Source organism: Treponema sp. TIM-1 (genome assembly GCF_046533115.1).
Classification (GTDB): Bacteria; Spirochaetota; Spirochaetia; order Treponematales; family Breznakiellaceae; genus JAIRMO01.
In genome coordinates, this window is the sequence record NZ_JAJQRC010000001.1 from 121591 (window position 1) to 138773 (window position 17183).

General features: G+C 54.1%; 15 protein-coding genes. All 15 read left to right on the forward strand.

The features are described 5' to 3' along the window. Positions 1-74: 74 nt before the first annotated feature. The 15 genes from LQZ21_RS00575 (at position 75) to LQZ21_RS00645 (ending at position 16990) form a co-directional block, all read left to right on the forward strand. Positions 75-335 (forward strand): OadG family protein, encoded by a 261-nt coding sequence (locus tag LQZ21_RS00575; RefSeq protein ID WP_411042146.1) that lies wholly within the window; start codon positions 75-77, stop codon positions 333-335. Between the two features lie 60 nt (positions 336-395). Then, entirely contained in the window at positions 396-2429 is a 2034-nt protein-coding gene (gene oadA, locus LQZ21_RS00580; protein ID WP_411042147.1) for a sodium-extruding oxaloacetate decarboxylase subunit alpha, read from the forward strand. Positions 2430-2505: 76 nt separating this feature from the next. After that, complete coding sequence (locus LQZ21_RS00585) at positions 2506-3906, forward strand: sodium ion-translocating decarboxylase subunit beta (protein WP_411042148.1); 1401 nt, start codon at positions 2506-2508, stop codon at positions 3904-3906. An 81-nt stretch (positions 3907-3987) separates the two neighbouring features. Further along, positions 3988-5157 carry a carbohydrate kinase family protein gene (locus tag LQZ21_RS00590; protein WP_411042149.1) on the forward strand — a complete coding sequence of 390 codons (1170 nt, stop codon included), beginning with the start codon at positions 3988-3990 and terminating at the stop codon, positions 5155-5157. A 137-nt stretch (positions 5158-5294) separates the two neighbouring features. Beyond that, positions 5295-8648 carry an isoleucine--tRNA ligase gene (gene ileS, locus LQZ21_RS00595; RefSeq protein WP_411042150.1) on the forward strand — a complete coding sequence of 1118 codons (3354 nt, stop codon included), beginning with the start codon at positions 5295-5297 and terminating at the stop codon, positions 8646-8648. Positions 8649-8651: 3 nt separating this feature from the next. Further along, entirely contained in the window at positions 8652-9551 is a 900-nt protein-coding gene (locus tag LQZ21_RS00600) for a hypothetical protein (protein ID WP_411042151.1), read from the forward strand. A gap of 122 nt (positions 9552-9673) precedes the next feature. Next, complete coding sequence (locus LQZ21_RS00605) at positions 9674-10006, forward strand: FmdB family zinc ribbon protein (RefSeq protein ID WP_411042152.1); 333 nt, start codon at positions 9674-9676, stop codon at positions 10004-10006. A gap of 617 nt (positions 10007-10623) precedes the next feature. Continuing rightward, positions 10624-11388: a DeoR/GlpR family DNA-binding transcription regulator gene (locus LQZ21_RS00610; RefSeq protein WP_411042153.1), complete on the forward strand. Its 765-nt coding sequence runs from the start codon at positions 10624-10626 to the stop codon at positions 11386-11388. Between the two features lie 89 nt (positions 11389-11477). After that, complete coding sequence (locus LQZ21_RS00615; RefSeq protein ID WP_411042154.1) at positions 11478-11669, forward strand: DNA-directed RNA polymerase subunit omega; 192 nt, start codon at positions 11478-11480, stop codon at positions 11667-11669. A 7-nt stretch (positions 11670-11676) separates the two neighbouring features. Further along, positions 11677-12642: a tRNA (adenosine(37)-N6)-dimethylallyltransferase MiaA gene (miaA, locus tag LQZ21_RS00620; RefSeq protein ID WP_411042155.1), complete on the forward strand. Its 966-nt coding sequence runs from the start codon at positions 11677-11679 to the stop codon at positions 12640-12642. A gap of 80 nt (positions 12643-12722) precedes the next feature. Beyond that, on the forward strand, positions 12723-13067 hold the full coding sequence (gene secG / locus LQZ21_RS00625; protein ID WP_411042156.1) for a preprotein translocase subunit SecG: 345 nt from the start codon (positions 12723-12725) through the stop codon (positions 13065-13067). Between the two features lie 24 nt (positions 13068-13091). Then, the gene (locus tag LQZ21_RS00630) at positions 13092-13565 is read left to right on the forward strand and encodes a PTS sugar transporter subunit IIA (RefSeq protein ID WP_411042157.1); all 474 of its coding nucleotides are present in this window, start codon (positions 13092-13094) and stop codon (positions 13563-13565) included. 14 nt (positions 13566-13579) lie between these two features. Continuing rightward, complete coding sequence (locus LQZ21_RS00635; protein WP_411042158.1) at positions 13580-13888, forward strand: hypothetical protein; 309 nt, start codon at positions 13580-13582, stop codon at positions 13886-13888. 1 nt (position 13889) lies between these two features. Then, on the forward strand, positions 13890-14936 hold the full coding sequence (locus LQZ21_RS00640; RefSeq protein WP_411042159.1) for a V0D/AC39 family V-type ATPase subunit: 1047 nt from the start codon (positions 13890-13892) through the stop codon (positions 14934-14936). Positions 14937-14950: 14 nt separating this feature from the next. Then, a complete protein-coding gene (locus LQZ21_RS00645) occupies positions 14951-16990 on the forward strand; it encodes a V-type ATP synthase subunit I (RefSeq protein ID WP_411042160.1) in 2040 nt (679 codons plus the stop codon). Positions 16991-17183 lie beyond the last annotated feature (193 nt).

Sequence of the window (17183 nt, forward strand, 5' to 3'; positions counted from 1 at the left end):
ATCGGCTCTAATAAAAATGATTTTTGCCATTCTTTAAATAAGCGAAAATCGGATTGATTTCATGAGGAGGCTTTATGACGATAGCCGAGATGCTGGAGCAAAGCGGAGTTCTTACCCTGCTCGGTATGGGAATTGTATTTGGTTTTCTGGTGGTTTTGATTATCTGCGTAAGTTTGGTAGGTAAGGTTATTCATGCCCTGGGGGCGGATAAGGATGTGACGGCGCCTGTCACCACGGGGACTTCCCCGGGCGGCGGGGCAAGTGCGGGGAATGCTGCGGTCACCGCGGCTATTTCGGCGGCGGTTAATGAATACCGCAAGACGACAAACCCTTAAGGCGTATTGCTGGAGAGTTTTTAAAGAAAACTCCCTTTATTTAATTTATTAGGAGAAAACATGCCCAAAGTCAAACTTACCGATTTGGTACTCCGGGATGCTCATCAGTCCCTTTTTGCGACCCGGATGGTTACCGCCGACATGTTGCCGGTCTGTAATAAACTCGATCAGGTGGGATTTTTCGCCCTGGAAGCCTGGGGCGGAGCTACCTTTGATTCCTGTATCCGCTTTTTAAACGAAGACCCCTGGGATCGGCTCAAGAAACTCAAAGCAGCCCTGCCCAATACCAAGATCATGATGCTCCTGCGGGGTCAGAACCTTTTGGGATACCGCCATTACGCCGACGACGTGGTGGCCAAATTTGTGGAATACGCCGCTAAAGACGGGGTGGATATCTTCCGTATTTTCGACGCGGTAAATGACCCCCGAAACTTCGAGGCCGCCACTGCGGCGGCGAAAAAGACCGGCAAACATATCCAGGCGGCCATTTCCTACGCGGTAACCCCTTTCCACACCATCGAAAAATACGCGGAACTGGCTAAACAGTACGCCGACATCGGCGCCGATTCTATCGCCATCAAGGATATGTCGGGACTTCTCAAACCCTATGTGGCCTACGATCTGGTAAAGGCTATCAAGAAAGTGACGGACCTCCCTATCGAGATCCACTCCCATGCCACCACCGGTATGTCGGTGGCCACCTTGACCAAGGCCGCCGAGGCGGGGGCGGAGATCCTCGACACGGTCATTTCCTCCCTGGCCATGGGTACCAGCCACAGCCCCACGGAAACCATAGTTGAGATTTTCAGGGGAACCGAATACGATACGGGGCTTGATACCAAACTGTTGTTGGAAATCGCGGCCTACTTCCGGGAGGTGCGGAAAAATTACAAGAAATTCGAATCCAGTTTTCTGGGAGCCGATACCCGGATTTTGGTTTCCCAGGTTCCCGGCGGTATGCTCTCCAACCTGGAAAGCCAGCTCAAGGAGCAGGGTGCTTCCGACAAGATCGATGACGTATTAAAAGAAATCGCCGTGGTTCAAAAGGATTCGGGTTATCCGCCCCTGGTAACCCCCACCAGCCAGATTGTGGGTACCCAGGCGGTGTTTAACGTCCTCTTTGGCCGGTATAACCGGCTTTCCGGGGAATTCCAGGATCTTATGGCGGGCAAATACGGCGCCTGCCCGGCCCCAAAAAACGTCGAAGTGGTAAAAAAGGCCCTGGAGGGCCTCAAGATGGAACAGGAGATCACCCACCGGCCGGCGGATGATATTCCTCCCGAATACGACAAACTGGAAGCGGAGGCGAAAAAACTTTTGGGAACCGATGCGGTCAGCGTGGAAGATGTTCTGACCCTGGCCATGTTCCCCAAGGTGGCCCCCAACTTTTTCAAAAAACGGGCTGAAGGGCCGGTGGTCTTCAAACCCGAAGCGGAGGCTCCCGCGGCCCCGGCGGCGGCTCCCGGACAGGCGGCTAAATACACGGTGAATGTCAATGGCACCAACTACAACGTGGTGGTTGCCCCGGCAGGTACCGTGGCGGTTACCCCTGCCTCAGGCGGAGCTTCCCCGGCCCCGGCGGCTTCCGGGGGCGGCGCGGGGATTCCCGCCCCGGTGGCGGGGACGATCCTCCGCTACGCCGTGGATGAAGGGGCCGAGGTCAAGGCCGGCCAGACGGTGCTGATCATCGAGTCCATGAAGATGGAACTGGAGATCAAAGCCACCGTTGCCGGAAAGATCCACTTTCTGGTACCCACAGGTACCCAGGTTGCGGCCCAGCAGCCGGTGGCGGAAATCGGCGGTGTTCCGGGCGCGGCTCCGGTCCCGGCGGCTCCCGCTGCTCCCACTCCGGTGGAAGTGGCGGTTCCGGCGGCTTCCGTGGGCGGTACGGTCATTCCCGCCCCGGTGGCGGGGACGATCCTCCGTTATGCGGTGAACGAGGGGGCCCAGGTCGCCTCGGGGGACACCATTGTCATCATTGAGTCCATGAAAATGGAGCTGGAGATCAAGGCCACTGCGGCGGGTACGGTTCATTTTCTGACCTCCGTGGGAACCCAGGTCGCTTCCCAACAGCCAATTGCCGAGATAGGGTAAAACCGCTGGTTTTTTCCTATTTTTTGGAGGCCTTTGCCTTGAGGGCAAAGGCCATAAACTAAGACAGGACGGTATCATGTCAGATATGAAAAAGAATCCGGTGCTAATTACCAAAATATGTCTGCTTTTGGTGGTAGGCGCCTTTGTGTTTTCCTTTATGCCCCGGGTCCTTGCCCAATCCTCCACTCCGGTGGATGATCTTCCCTCATTCAGAAATTTGGGTGGTAAAATCCCCAACAGCGCGGATCTTCCCCGGGTATCCCTGGGCAGTTTTATCCGGAATATCGCGGAAACCACCGGGATTTTCGCCTTTGTCACTGACAAGGTGGAAAAAGAGACCACCCTGGTGGACAACGCCACGGGAAAAAACAAAACCACCACGGTTTTCGGCTGGCAGGAATTTCTCATGGTGGCGGTGGGGTTCCTCATCATCTATTTGGGGGCGGTGAAGGGTTTTGAACCCCTGCTCCTCATTCCCATCGGTTTTGGGACGGTCTTTGTGAACGTTCCCTTTGTCGCCATGGGTTCCCCCCCCCACGGTTTCCTCCATATTATCTATGAAAGCGGGGTGGGGAACGAATTTTTCCCCCTGATCATCTTTATGGGTATCGGGGCTATGACCGACTTCGGTCCCCTTATCGCTAATCCCAAAACCGCCATCCTGGGGGCGGCGGCCCAGTTCGGTGTTTTCGGTACCCTTTTCGGCATTGCGCTAGCCAACTACCTGCCGGGGGTGGCCTTTAACCTCAAGGAAGCCTGCTCGGTAGCGATCATCGGCGGCGCCGACGGTCCCACCACGATCTATATCGCCGCCAAACTAGCCCCCCATCTCCTGGCCACGGTGGCGGTGGCGGCTTATTCCTATATGGCCTTGGTGCCTATGATCCAGCCGCCCATCATGAAACTCCTCACTACCCAACATGAACGGCTTATCAGGATGAAACAGCTCCGGCCCGTTTCCCAGGTAGAAAAGATCGCCTTTCCCATCGTGGTATTTGTGCTTTCCATCCTGTTGATTCCTTCGGCGGCGGCCCTTATCGGCTGTCTCATGTTCGGGAACTTTATCCGGGAATGCGGGGTGGTGGAGCGGCTGTCCAAGACCCTCCAGAATGAACTTATCAACATCGTATCCATCTTCCTTTCCCTGGGGGTGGGCAGCCAGATGACCCCGGAAAAATTCCTCAATTCCTCGTCCCTGATCATTGTGGTTATGGGGCTTGTCGCTTTCGCCATCGCCACCGCCACGGGGATTCTGGTGGCCAAGTTCATGAATCTCTTTCTCAAGGAGAAGATCAATCCCCTCATCGGTTCCGCCGGGGTTTCGGCGGTACCCATGGCCGCCCGGGTTTCCAACAAGGTGGGCCTGGAATACGATCCGGGGAACTTCCTCCTCATGCACGCCATGGGTCCCAATGTGGCCGGCGTTATCGGAACCGCTATCGCCGCGGGGGTCATGATAGCGGTCTATGGAGGTTAATACATACGAGGAGCCGTGATGAATGAACCTCTCCGCCGCGGAGCGGCGGGGGAGTAGACCTCACTTGACAGGGGATTCGGTATGATAATTCACGGAACCGGTTGTTGTTTACTGGATGCTCTTTACAGGGCGGATTTTTCCGGCCCCGCTTTTCAAGCCGCCCTTTCCCGGCGGGAAGGGGATGGGGGATTGACTCCGGGGCGGCTGGTATTTGCCGAAAATTTTGAGCGCTTCATGGGAAAGCCCTACGAGGAAGCCCTGGGTGCCCTTATCGAGGGAAAGGGTTCCGATTCCCAAAACCTGGGGGGGCCTTCGGTGGTATCCCTGGCCCATGTTGCCCAGGTGCGATCCGGGGGTGAGGTTTGTTTTTTTGGCGTCCGGGGAAATGACGAAACCGGTCTGTTGGTAGAAAAAGCCCTGGCCCGGCTCCCCTTTAAAAAATGCCGTCTGAGTATCCGGGAAGGGGCAACTCCCCGGACAGACGTACTCTCGGACCCCCACTACGATAACGGCCATGGGGAGCGGACCTTCATCAACCTTTTGGGGGCGGCATCCCGGTTTGACCCCCCGGATCTGGGGGTTTCTTTTTTTGAAGCGGATATCGTCGCCTTTGGGGGAACCGCCCTGGTTCCTGCCCTCCATGACGGCTTGACGGAACTGCTCAAGCAGGCCAAGGGGGCGGTGACCGTGGTGAACCTGGTTTACGATTATAGGAGTGAATATGCCGCTCCGGGAAAAAAATGGAAGCTGGGGATTCGGGACGATGCCTATCCCTATATTGACCTGCTTATCGCCGACCGGGATGAGGTCTTAAAAACTTCGGGGCAAGGTTCCCCGGAAGAAGCCGCGGCATGGCTCCTTTCCCGGGGAGTGGGAGCGGTGGTTATTACCGAAGGGGCCCGGCCCATACGCCTTACCGCGGGAAAGGGACTTTTCGCCCCCCGGGAATTAACCGCCATGCCGGTCTGCGAACTGATAAACCAGGAACTGGCCCTGCATCGGGAGTTTCCGGGGGACACCACCGGCTGCGGGGATAATTTTGCCGGGGGGATCATCGCCGGCATAGCCGAACAATTGGGTTCCCTTCCCCGGGGCAGCCTCGATCTTCGGGAAGCCTGTATCCCCGCGGTCGCCGCCGGGGGGTTTGCCTGTTTTACCGTGGGAGGTACCTATTATGAGTCCCATCCCGGAGAGAAACAAAAAAGGCTCGAATCCTACATCAAGGCCTATAGGAAGCAGCTTGGGGGATAATATAAGCTCTTTGGACCACCGGACGCTTTAAAATTTGACCTCGTGGCGGTGAATTTTGCGGTTTTTTCTTTTCCCCTTTCCATACTGGAAAAAAATATCCCCTTATGGCATAGTAATAACACAAGAGAGGTTTAACGGTGTATAAGAGTGTGGACCCCAAGGTGAATTTCCCCAAATTGGAAGAAGAAATTCTTTCTTTCTGGGAAAAAAATGACATCTTCAAAAAATCCATAGCCCGGCGGGAGGGCGCTGAGGAGTATGTATTTTACGACGGCCCCCCCTTTGCCACGGGAATGCCCCATTTCGGTCATTTTGTGCCCGGTACCATCAAGGATATCATCCCCCGTTACCAGACCATGAAGGGTAAAAAAGTCGAGCGCCGTTTCGGTTGGGACTGCCACGGCCTGCCCGTGGAAAACCTCATCGAAAAGGAACTGGGCCTCAACTCCAAAACCGATATTGAAACCTACGGCATCGCCCGTTTCAACGAAGCCTGCCGGGCCGCGGTGATGCGTTATGTCAAGGAATGGCGGCAGGTCGTCACCCGTATGGGCCGCTGGGTGGATTTCGACCACGACTACAAAACCATGGACAGCGCCTACATGGAAACCATCTGGTGGGTCATGAAGTCCCTCTGGGAAAAGGGCCTCCTCTACGAAGGCCACTATATCCTGCCCTACTGCCCCCGCTGCGCCACGGTGCTCTCCAATCATGAACTCAACCTGGGCGGCTACAAAGATGTCTACGATCCGGCGATCACCGTACGCTTCAAGGTTAAAGAGGGGGGAAGTCTCCCCCCTCACTCCGGAGCCTCCGGCTCCTCCGTTTCCCCCCTCAGCGGGGGCACGGGCAGCCCGCTTTCCGCCCCCGCAACGCCCCCGTCCTCCCCGGGGTTAAGTCAGGATAAGCTGCTGCCCCCCAATACCTACCTGTTGGCCTGGACCACCACCCCCTGGACACTGCCTTCGAACCTGGCCCTTGCCCTGGGGCCGGATATCGACTATGTGCTGGTCCGGGACGGGGAGGAACACTATATCCTGGCGGAGGCCCGGCTGCCCGCCTACTACAAAAACCCGCCCCGGATGCCGGATGACGCGGCCCTGAAGGCGGGGGCTATGCCCACCGAAGGGGACTGCAAGATCCTCTGGCGGATGAAGGGGGCGGATCTGGAGGGCCTGGAATACGAGCCCCTGTTCCCCTACTTTGCCTGGGCCGCGGAACAGAATGCCTTCCGTACCTACCTGGGGGACTTTGTCTCCACCGAAGACGGTACCGGCATCGTCCATACCGCGCCGGGCTTTGGGGAAGACGACGCCCGGATACTGCGGGGTACCGGGGTACCTACGGTCTGCCCGGTGGACGCGGAGTGCCGCTTTACCGCGGAGGTAAGCGACTACCAGGGTCTCTTTGTCAAAGACGCGGACAAGGCCATCATAGAACGGCTCAAGGCCGAAGGCAAACTTGTCAAGCGGGAGCAGGTACTCCATGCCTATCCCCATTGCTGGCGATGCGGCAGCCCCCTCATCTACCGGGCCGTGGGTTCCTGGTTTGTCAACGTGGAGAAGATCAAACAGGATATGCTCAACGCCAACAGCCGGATCCACTGGGTGCCGGAGCATATCAAAGAGGGCCGCTTCGGCAAGTGGCTGGAAGGGGCCCGGGACTGGGCCATCAGCCGGAACCGGTACTGGGGGAATCCCCTACCCATCTGGAAATGCCCGGACTGCGGCAAGACCATCTGCGTGGGGAGCCGGGCGGAGCTCAAGGAACTGTCCGGCGTGTACCCGGAGGACCTGCACAAACACTTTGTGGACGAGATCTCCATTCCCTGCGCCAAGGTATCCCCGGAACGGGGCGGCGGGGCCGCGGACTGCCAGGGGACTATGGTCCGGATCCCGGAGGTACTGGACTGCTGGTTTGAATCCGGCGCCATGCCCTATGCCCAGAACCACTACCCCTTCGAAAACAAGGAATTTTTCGAAGGCCATTTCCCCGCGGATTTTATCAATGAAGGGCTCGATCAGACCCGCGGCTGGTTTTATACCCTTACGATCCTGGCGGCGGCGCTGTTCAAAAAGCCCGCCTTCAAGAACTGCATTGTCAGCGGCATCGTCCTGGCCAATGATGGCAAGAAGATGAGCAAGAGCCTGCGGAACTTCACCGATCCCATGGAGGTGGTCAATACCTTTGGGGCGGACGCCCTGCGGCTTTTTTTGATCCATTCGGCCCTGGTAAAGTCCGATGACCTCCGGTATTCCGACGAGGGGGTTCGGGAGGTGATGAAGAGTATCCTCATTCCCCTGTGGAATGCCTATAGTTTCTTTGTGACCTATGCCAATATTGATGGGATAAGCCCCTCGGGGGCGCCCCGGAATCCCTCGAATCCCCTGGATAAATGGATCCTTTCCATGGCGGAAACCCTGGTGGAAAAGGTGGGGGGCGCCCTGGACGCCTACGATCTTTCCCGGGCGGTGGATCCGATGGTGGAATTTATCGACCTCCTCAATAACTGGTACATCCGGCGATCCCGTCGGCGGTTTTGGCGTACTTCCGTCAGGGGAAATTTCGAGAACGATACCGATAAGACCGAGGCCTATGGAACCCTCTACGAAGTGCTAAAAATCCTGATAACCGTGGCCTGTCCCTTTATGCCCTTTACTGCCGATGCCATCTGGCAGAACCTCTGCGGGGAAGGGGATCCCGAATCGGTTCATCTGACCGATTTTCCCCTCCCCCGGGAGGAACGGCGGGACCGGGAATTGGAGTACAAGATGGGGGTGGTCCAGCATGCGGTTTCCATGGGCCGGGCCCTGCGGTCCCAGTATAACCTCAAGGTTCGGCAGCCCCTCAAGGCGGTGGAACTGGTGACCCGGAATGCCGATGAAAAGCGGGTATTTCTGGAGATGGAGGATATTATTCGGGAAGAGCTCAATGTAAAAAACGTGATCTTCCGGGACAATGAAGAGGACCTGGTAGAATACGAGGCCAAGGCAAACTTTCGTATCCTGGGGAAGGAACTGGGTAAGGATATGAAGGCCGCCGCGGATCGGATTGCCGCTTTAAGCCAGCTTGAGATTCAGGGACTCCTGGAAGGGGTCACCCTTTCTATTGAAGTCTCGGGGAAATCCATGGAAATTACCGCGGAAAAGGTGAATATCCGGCGGATTGAAAAAGAAAATTTACGGGTTCTCAACGAGGGGACCCTTACCGTTGCCCTTCACACGGAGGTGACCGAGGAGCTGATCCAGGAAGGGGATGTACGGGACCTTATCCGGGGGGTGCAAAATTTGCGAAAGGATAAGGGACTGGCGGTGACCGATCGGATTCGGCTGCACCTTTACGGTTCGGAGCGGTTGAAGGCGGCTTGGGAGTCCTTTTCGGACTATGTGGCCGCGGAAACCCTGGCCCTTTCGGTGGTATGGGAGAAAACCCAAGGACGGGAGTTGGACGCCGGGGACGAAACTTGGATCGTCGATATTGATAAGGCATAACCGATGAAAATTAAAGGGTCCGGCGTCTTGATCTTGGGGGTCATCTTTTTTGTGTCCTGCGCCACCAATCCCAAAACAACGCCCGCCAATGAAAGCGAGGATTTTGCCGCTCTGGCCCCCGGAGCCGTGGCTTATTTCGCCATTGATGTTCCCCGTTCCCGGCCCCTGCTGGAGTTCATCTCTCTGGGGGGATTCAGCGGGAAAGACGCTGCCGAGTTCCTGGATAAAACCGATTCCGCGGTGGTTGCCGCTTATCCGCCGGAATCAGGCCGGTCTTTCCTGGTGGCGGCCCGGGGTAAATACCCCAGCTGGCGGCTGGGTCTTTCCTTTGCCTTTAGTTCCGCCTGGAAGAAGATCCCTTCGACTGCGGGGATTTCCTACTGGCGTTCCGACCGGAACGGTCTTTCGGTTTTTTTGAATTCCCGCCGGGCCCTGGTCTCCGACGGGGACCCCCTGGTCCCCCCTCCGGGAGTAGCGGCCCCCGCGGTTTTTGGCACCCTCCGACGGGACGCCTTCCTGTCCGGCTGGACCGATGATGGAGGCGCCTCAATTAACCGGTTCCTGACGCTGCTGGAAATTCCCCTACAGATCCCTGCGGATCGGATCCTCTTTGGTATTTTTGATGCCCCGGAGGGAAAAAACGGGAAGGAATATGAGGCATTTTTGCGGATTGAAACGCCTTCGGTAAGCCATGCCAAGGGCTTGTTGGCTGTTTTTTCGCTGACCAGGATTTTTATGGTCGGTTTGGCCCCCATAGACGAGGAAGATCCCCTGATATTGGCCGCCGCTCTTTTTGCCCATATTCCCACCCAGGAAGATGCGGCTTTGATAATACGGACCGGCCCCCTGACACCCCAAGGGATAGCTTTACTTTTTAATATGTTGTCGTTATATTCAAATTAGAAAATTCTTGAAAACTGCGGTTTTCGAATAACGCTCGTATAAATTTAAGGTACCGTTTCAAAAAATACAACCCCGCCGGGGGAAGCGGATTTTGAAACGGCCCCATACACAAAGGATTTACCATGCCGACCTACGAATATGAATGTAAAAGCTGCGGGTATCTTTTTGAGGTTTTTCAAACCATGAGTGAAGCTCCCCTCACCAGCTGCCCCCAATGCGGCAAGGAAGTGCGCCGCCTTATTAACGGCGGTTCAGGTATTATTTTTAAAGGTTCCGGTTTTTATGTGACCGATAAGCAGCAGGGGAGTAAACCCGTTGCTGCCCCCGCTAAACCTGCCGAAGGGAAAAGTTCCGATAAACCGCAGGCGGTTCCCGCGGTCCCGAAAACTGAAAGCGGCGGGGTGGAGCCGGTGAAAACAAGCCGTGACGGTCAGGAAAAAAAAGCCGCCGGGTAAAAAGGGCTAAGCGATGGGAACCGGGGGAAGAAAAGGCATCATTGTTACAAGAAAAATCCCCCGTATTACCGAGATATGAAACATCCCCGTTTTTTTTGCGAACATTGCGGCGCTGAAGTAGGCCGGGATACAAAACATTGTCCCCGGTGTGGACGGTATTTTGCCTCAGTCCGATGTCCTGCCTGCGGTTTTGTGGGAGATGAGGGGCTTTTTAAGGGAGGCTGTCCGATCTGCGGGTATTCCGCTGTGCCGGGGCAGGGGAGGGGGGATATGAAAGCTCCCCCCCGGGAGGAGCTGGGAAGTTTACCCCTCTGGATGTACATCCTGGCCGGATCGATCCTGCTCGCGGTTTTTGGGTTCCTGTTTTTTACCCTGGTTTAAAAAAACCCGGCCCTGTTTTCGGAGTTTAGCCTCTTTTGGAGTGTATATATCAAGGACTTCCTCCGTACAGGAGACAAGCTCCCCCTTTTGTTTGGGGGAATACGCCATCCCCGGGTTTCCGGTGAATTTTTATGGGTAGCAGGGGAAGGCTGTTTTTATCCCGGTGAAAGGATTATACTATATAAAAAGCTTTCCCCTATCGTATGAAAGTTTGAAGAGAATTACTGAGGATTATTATGGAAAAACGGAGCGCCCATATTTTAAAAATTATTTCGGAAAATCAACGGATTGAGGTTTCCCGGCTCGCCGAATTATTGGAGGTATCCCCGGTAACCATCCGTAAAGACCTGGATTTTCTGGAAGAAAAGGGACTTATCAAACGGGAGCATGGCTTTGCCATCCTCGGTTCTCCGGATGATATCGGGAACCGGCTGGCCGTCAATTATGAGATAAAGCGGCGGATTGCCCAATTGGCGGCTACCCTGATAAAGGCGGGGGAAACGGTGATGATCGAATCTGGGTCCTGTTGTACCCTTCTGGCGGAAGAATTGGCCATGGGGAAGAACAACATCACCATCATAACCAATTCCGCCTTTATCGCCAATTACATCCGCAAATATTCCGGGGTACGGATCCTGCTTTTGGGGGGAGATTATCAGCGGATTTCCCAGGTGACGGTCGGTCCCATTACCCGGGCAAACCTGGAAGAGTTTTTTGTGGATAAGCTTTTTATCGGTGCCGACGGTTTTACCCAACGGACCGGTTTTACCGGCAATGACTATTCCCGGGCGGAAACCGTGCGGGATATGGCCCGGCAGGCAAACAACACCCTGATCCTTACCGAATCGAGAAAATTTAACCAGCAGGGAACGGTATCCCTGTTACCGATAGAAGCTATCGGCGGCGTTTTTACCGATGACGGGATCCCCGAAGCTCAGGAAAGGTACCTGGAAAGCCGAAATGTAACGGTTTACAAAGTACCTCTCAACCTTCCGGGCTGAGTGCCCCAGGGTAAAACAGTTATCCTGACAGGGGATCCCGGGGTATACCCCCCTTTACACCTTTTTTTGAAAAGTATATAGTAATAATTATGATATTTCCCCTAGAAGAACTCATTGAACATGAAGGCAATATGTACGAGATTACCTGCGCCGCTTCCCGTAGAGCCTTTCAGCTTTCCATGCTCAGGGATCCGGAAATTGAGGAGAATGACGGCAAGGTAGTATCCTTGGCGGCCCGTCAGATCTTTACCCAAGAGATCGAATTCCGTATAGAAGAATAGCCCCTCTATGCCGGAAAAAAACGCTATTCCGGTATGCATCCTTCTGGGCCCCACCGCCTCAGGTAAAACGGAGATAGTTGAACAGCTTTTTATACCCGGGAATTTTCTTTGTCCCGTGGAAATTGTGTCCGCCGATTCCATGCAGGTTTACCGGGGTATGGATATAGGTACCGCCAAGCCGGCTCCGGAACTTAGGGCCCGGATCCCCCATCATCTTATAGATATCCGTAACCCCGATGAACAGTTCAATGCCGGGGACTTTGTCCGTCTGGCCGACGAAGCCTGCGCCGCCATTGCCGCCCGGGGGGCTCTGCCGGTGTTATCCGGGGGCACCGGCTTTTATATCAGAAATTTTATTCTGGGCCAAAGCGACGCCCCCCCTTCCGTCATCCCTATCCGGGAAGCCCTTCGAGAAGAACTCCTCCGGCGGGGCGTCCCCCCCCTGATGGAAGAACTGGCCGCCTGCGATCCCCCCAGCGCCGCTCGGATCCATCCTAACGACACCTACCGTCTTCTCCGGGCGCTGGAGGTATTCCGAAGCTCCGGCCGGCCCTTGAGTTCCTTTAAGCTCCCCCCCCCGGTATCTCCCCGGTCCTGTTACCGTTTTCTCATCCTGGGCCTTACCCGTCCCCGGGAAGAGCTTTACCGCCGGATCGACCGGCGATGCGCCGCCATGTTCCGCGAAGGACTGCCCGGGGAGGTGGAAAGGCTCTTCAAGGCCGGTTACGGCCCCGGTGATCCCGGACTTTCCGCCATCGGCTACAAAGAATTTTTCATTGAGCCCCATCCCGGGGAATACGCCCTCTCCGGGGATCTCATCGGCGTGGAAGCCCTCGTCGCCCGGAACAGCCGCCGTTACGCCAAACGGCAGTTTACCTATTTTGCCTCCATCCCGGGACTTACCTGGATTTCCGCCACCGAGGAACCCCGGGGACAGATCCGAAGGGCCCTGGAATTTTTTTTAAAGGCTTGATTTTCGGAAAAGGTAATTTCTCTATACCGCCTTGAATAAGTTTTTTTTAAAGGATAATATAGATATATGGAGAAAGATACATGACAATCCTTGGTATTTTATTATTGGTCTTTTTTGTAATTGTCGCGGTTTTGCTTATCCTTTTGGTATTGATCCAAAACGAGGAAGGGGATAGTTTGGGAGGGATTTTTGCCGGAGGCAGCGGTTCCGCCTTCGGATCCCGATCGGGGAACGTACTAACCCGGGCAACCAGCATTTTAGGCGTCCTTTTCCTGGTGATCAGCTTCAGTTTGGCCCTTATCAACAGAACCCCCGGCGGTTCCGGGGTAGAATCGGCGGTACCAGAGTCGATAATAGAAGCGGACAGTAATTGGTGGCAAGGGGACGAAGTTGAAAATACCGAACCCCCGGTAGAATCCGAATAGGTTAAGGGTCGGGGGTTACGATAAATGTTCCTTTATGACGTATTTCCGCCTGAGTTAATCAAAGTGGGGCTTGAAGCGGACGATAAGGAAGAAGCCTTTGAAGAAATGGTGGACCATTTTTGTCATGCCGTTAAAATAAATGCCCGGGAAGACATCCTTGAAGCCCTCAGGCTTCGGGAGTCAAAGATGTCCACCGGAATCCATAAGGGTATAGCGATTCCCCATGGGAAAACCAATGTGGTTGATACGGTATACGGCATTTTAGGAATTTCAAAAAAAGGTATTGATTACGATGCTTTGGATGGGGAGCCGGTTTATCTGTTATTTATGATGCTGGCCCCGCAAAAGGATACCGAACAACACCTGCGTCTGTTAAAACGGCTGGCGGAATTGTTGGATAATCCCCAGTTTTATACGGATCTGATTACCCAGGGTGATCCCCAGGGCGCTCATGGAATTATTAAAAAATATGAGGACGTACTCATTACCCTGGATTAAAAAGCAGGTTTTCCATGGATGAACAGGATGTGCTTCGGCACCTTCTAGAAGTTGAAGCGGAGGCTTCCGCCCTGGTAGATAACGCCCAAGCCGAGGCGGATCGGCGTATTACCGAAGGGGAAAAGCAAAGCCGTCGTTTGTACGATGAACGGTACGGCCGGGAGACGGACCGCCTTGAAATTCAATACGGAGAAAGGATACTCCAGGTAAAAGAGGATTATAAAAAACAGCTTGATTCCTATCGGGAAAGCCTTGCTGCTCTGCCGGTTCATAACGAAGCCTTTATCCGGCTTGTCGAAAGTTTCCTGTGTCAGGATCGTTAGGATGATAGGATCCGGGAAACGGGCATACGCCTTTGCCAAAGCCTGCGGGATAATTGGGAAATCCTTTGTAGGAAAGGGTATTGCGCGGCTTAGTCCCATAACCCGGCTTACGGAACTGGATCGTTTGGTATTTCCCCTGGCAAGCCGGGATCTTCCCGAACGGGAACTCCTCGTAGACCTGGAACAGCGTATCGTCGGCCGGGCGATAAAACAGATGAGCGCCCTGGTTTTATCCTTTAGAAATCCCCCGGAACTGCTTTTGCGCTTGGTCAGGGCTTATGAATACGGTGATATCAAAAGCGCCCTTAGCGCTATCGCCGGAGGGGAGGTAAAACCCCCGGAATTTATCGACCTTGGGGCCTTGGGAACGGTAAATTTCAACGCCTATCCGGATCTGGCGGTCATGGTAAAGGATACGGAATTTGCCTTTCTTTTGGATGAGGATGTTCATGCCGATAAAAACGGTATCCTCCTGCAGACCAAGCTGGATCGTCAATATTATACCCTCCTGTGGAATTCTCTTTTTTCCCTGCCGGAAAAAGACAGAATTGCCATTAAAAAGATCCTGGCCGAGGAGATTGCCCTCCGGAACGCCTCCTGGGCATTACGGCTCAGGGTCTATTACGGCATGGCCCCGGAGGAAATAAAAAAAATACTTGTTCCCATCAGGAACGGAAAAAAATATGTTCCCCAGGAAGCTTCCGATACCACGGATAGAACCCTGGCGGATGACGCGGCGGCCTCCTTATCCATGGCTTTGGATAATCGGCCGGACTGGGAAAAATGGAACCGGGTAGCGTTTCTCAACCCCGAAAAATCCGGGGAGTCCTGGAATGTCGATCCCCGGTACTTTCAGAACGCCGCCTCCCAACACCTGTACCGCCTGGCCCGGCAGTTCTTTCGCCGGAACCCCTTTTCCATAGATACCGTTTCCTGTTTTATTAAACTCAAGCAGTTTGAAGAGGACCTTTTGACCAGTGTGGCCGAAGGCCTCGGTCTGGGTTTATCCGCCAAAGATGTCTTCGCCATGCTGGAGGTAGAACCATGATACGCCCCAGGAAGATGAAACAGATTGAGCTCACCGTTTTAAGCCGGGATGTGGATCAGGTAATAGAATTTTTAGGCCGCCAGGCCCTTCTGCACCTTTCCGAAGATGAGGAGGCCGGGGGTGTTGTCCATGCCCTGGATACTGCGGATTACCGGCATATCCAGGAGAATCTGGAAAGAATAAGAACCGGGGCCGCTTATCTGGGGATTAAACTTCCCCAAGAGCCCGAAGAGTCCAGCCACCTTCCCGGGGAAGCGGAGGAGGCCCTTACCGATAAAATTATCACCGCCATAGGGATCTTGAGTGACCGGGAAAATACGGAAAAGGGGGAAAAAAGAAAGGTTGAGGAAGCCCTGAATGAAGCCAAAGCTTTTGCCAATCTTAACGCCCCCTTTTCCGACTTGGACCAGCTTTCCTATTTAACCCTTCGGGTTGGGCGGCTGGATCCTAAAAGACAAAATGAACTACGGGAAAACCTCTCGGACCGGGCGGTAATTATCCCCCTGGGACAAGGGGTGGCCGGCGATGACCGGGTCCTGGCCGCGGCATCCCGAAAGGGTCGGTTTGCCCTGGATTCGGAGTTAAAAAGACTATCCTTTGTTCCCATTACCATCCCCGAAGGGTATAAGGGGGTTCCCGGAGAGCTGCTTGCGGGACTTGAGTCCCGGCTCGCGGGGGTCGAAAAGGAATTGGGGAAGCTAAATACCGAAAAGACCCAGATACGGAACGAATACGGCGGTACCATCAGCTCCCTCGCCGCGGCTTACCTTATGGCTTTCCTGGTGGAACAGCTCAAGGGAAAGCTGCGGAGCACCCGGAGTGTGTATATATTATCCGGCTGGGTCCCGTCGGATGCCGTCCCAAACCTGGTGGAGGGTCTGGAAAAATGTACCCAAGGAAGGGTTGCCATCCGGACCTTTAATCCCGATGAGGTGGAGGAAGTAAAGGAAGGTAAAACAAAGGTTCCTGTTTCCCTGGAACATGGTACCTTTGTCAAGGGTTTTGAGGGGGTGGTTTTTTCCTATGGAGCCCCCCTCTATGGGACCATAGATCCCACCCCCTTTGTGGCTTTCTTTTTTACGATCCTCTTTGGCATCATGTTTGGGGATGTGGGCCAGGGCCTGGTCTTGCTCCTCTTAGGGCTTCTAACCGGAAAAAGGGGACTTAAGGTCCTGCGGGGAAGCAGGAAGTATTCTGTCCCCCTGATCGCCGTGGGGATCAGTTCCATGGTTATGGGGGTTTTAAACGGTTCGGTGTTTACCAATGAAGAACTCCTCATCGCTCCTACCAAGGCGGTGACAGGTTTTTTTATGAATCTCTTCGGCCTGACCGGAGAACCCCCCGAACGGATCCTCCAGCTTATGCCGGAAAAGGGCAGTATAGAAAAGCTTTTTTATTTTTTCGGATTTACCATCGCCGTGGGGGTAGTCCTCAATTCCGTGGGGCTTTTGGTTAATATTGTCAACCAGTATACTCTTAAAAAATATGAAAAAGCCTTTTTTTCAAAAACCGGTGTGGCGGGGATTTTGCTTTTTTGGTATGCCCTTTTTATCGCCGTAAAGCTCCTGGCGGGAGGGCGTTTTACCTGGTTTGACCTTGGGGGTTTGTTGTTGCCTGCTTTTTGTATCTTTTTTGGTCCGGTTATTTGGCGGATCATATCCGGAAAACGGCCGGTCCTGGAGCAAGGGTTGATGGTTTTTATTATGGAAGGGTTTGTGGAAATCCTGGAAACCGCGTCGACCTATATCTCCAATACGGTTAGTTTTCTTCGGGTTGGGGCCTTCGCCCTGTCCCATGCGGTACTTTCTTTTATAGTATTTACCCTTTCCGGGATGGTCGCCCACCTTGCCGGGGGGCCGGTATTTTCGGTGATTATCATGATCTTTGGGAACGCCGTGATAATCCTGCTTGAAGGAATGATCGTAGCCATTCAGGTGGTGCGTCTACAATATTATGAGTTTTTTAGCAAATTTTTTACCGAAACCGGGGTGGAATTTTCCCCCTTCCGGTTTCGCCGGGAGGCTGTTACGGGCAAGGTCCGGAATTCCGAGTAAGGGGGGCTTTTTCAGAAGGTCAGATTTTGAAAAAGCATCCATGGATTTAAATGTAGAAACGAGCCTTCCGGCCGTTTTTGCAGGGTCAGTTTTAAACCCCACCTGAGTTTTGAAACTGACTTAATTTAAAGAAAAAACCAGTCCTTTGGCTGTTTTTTTAAGCCTTTTTTAAAACCAACCGGGTTTTGAAAAG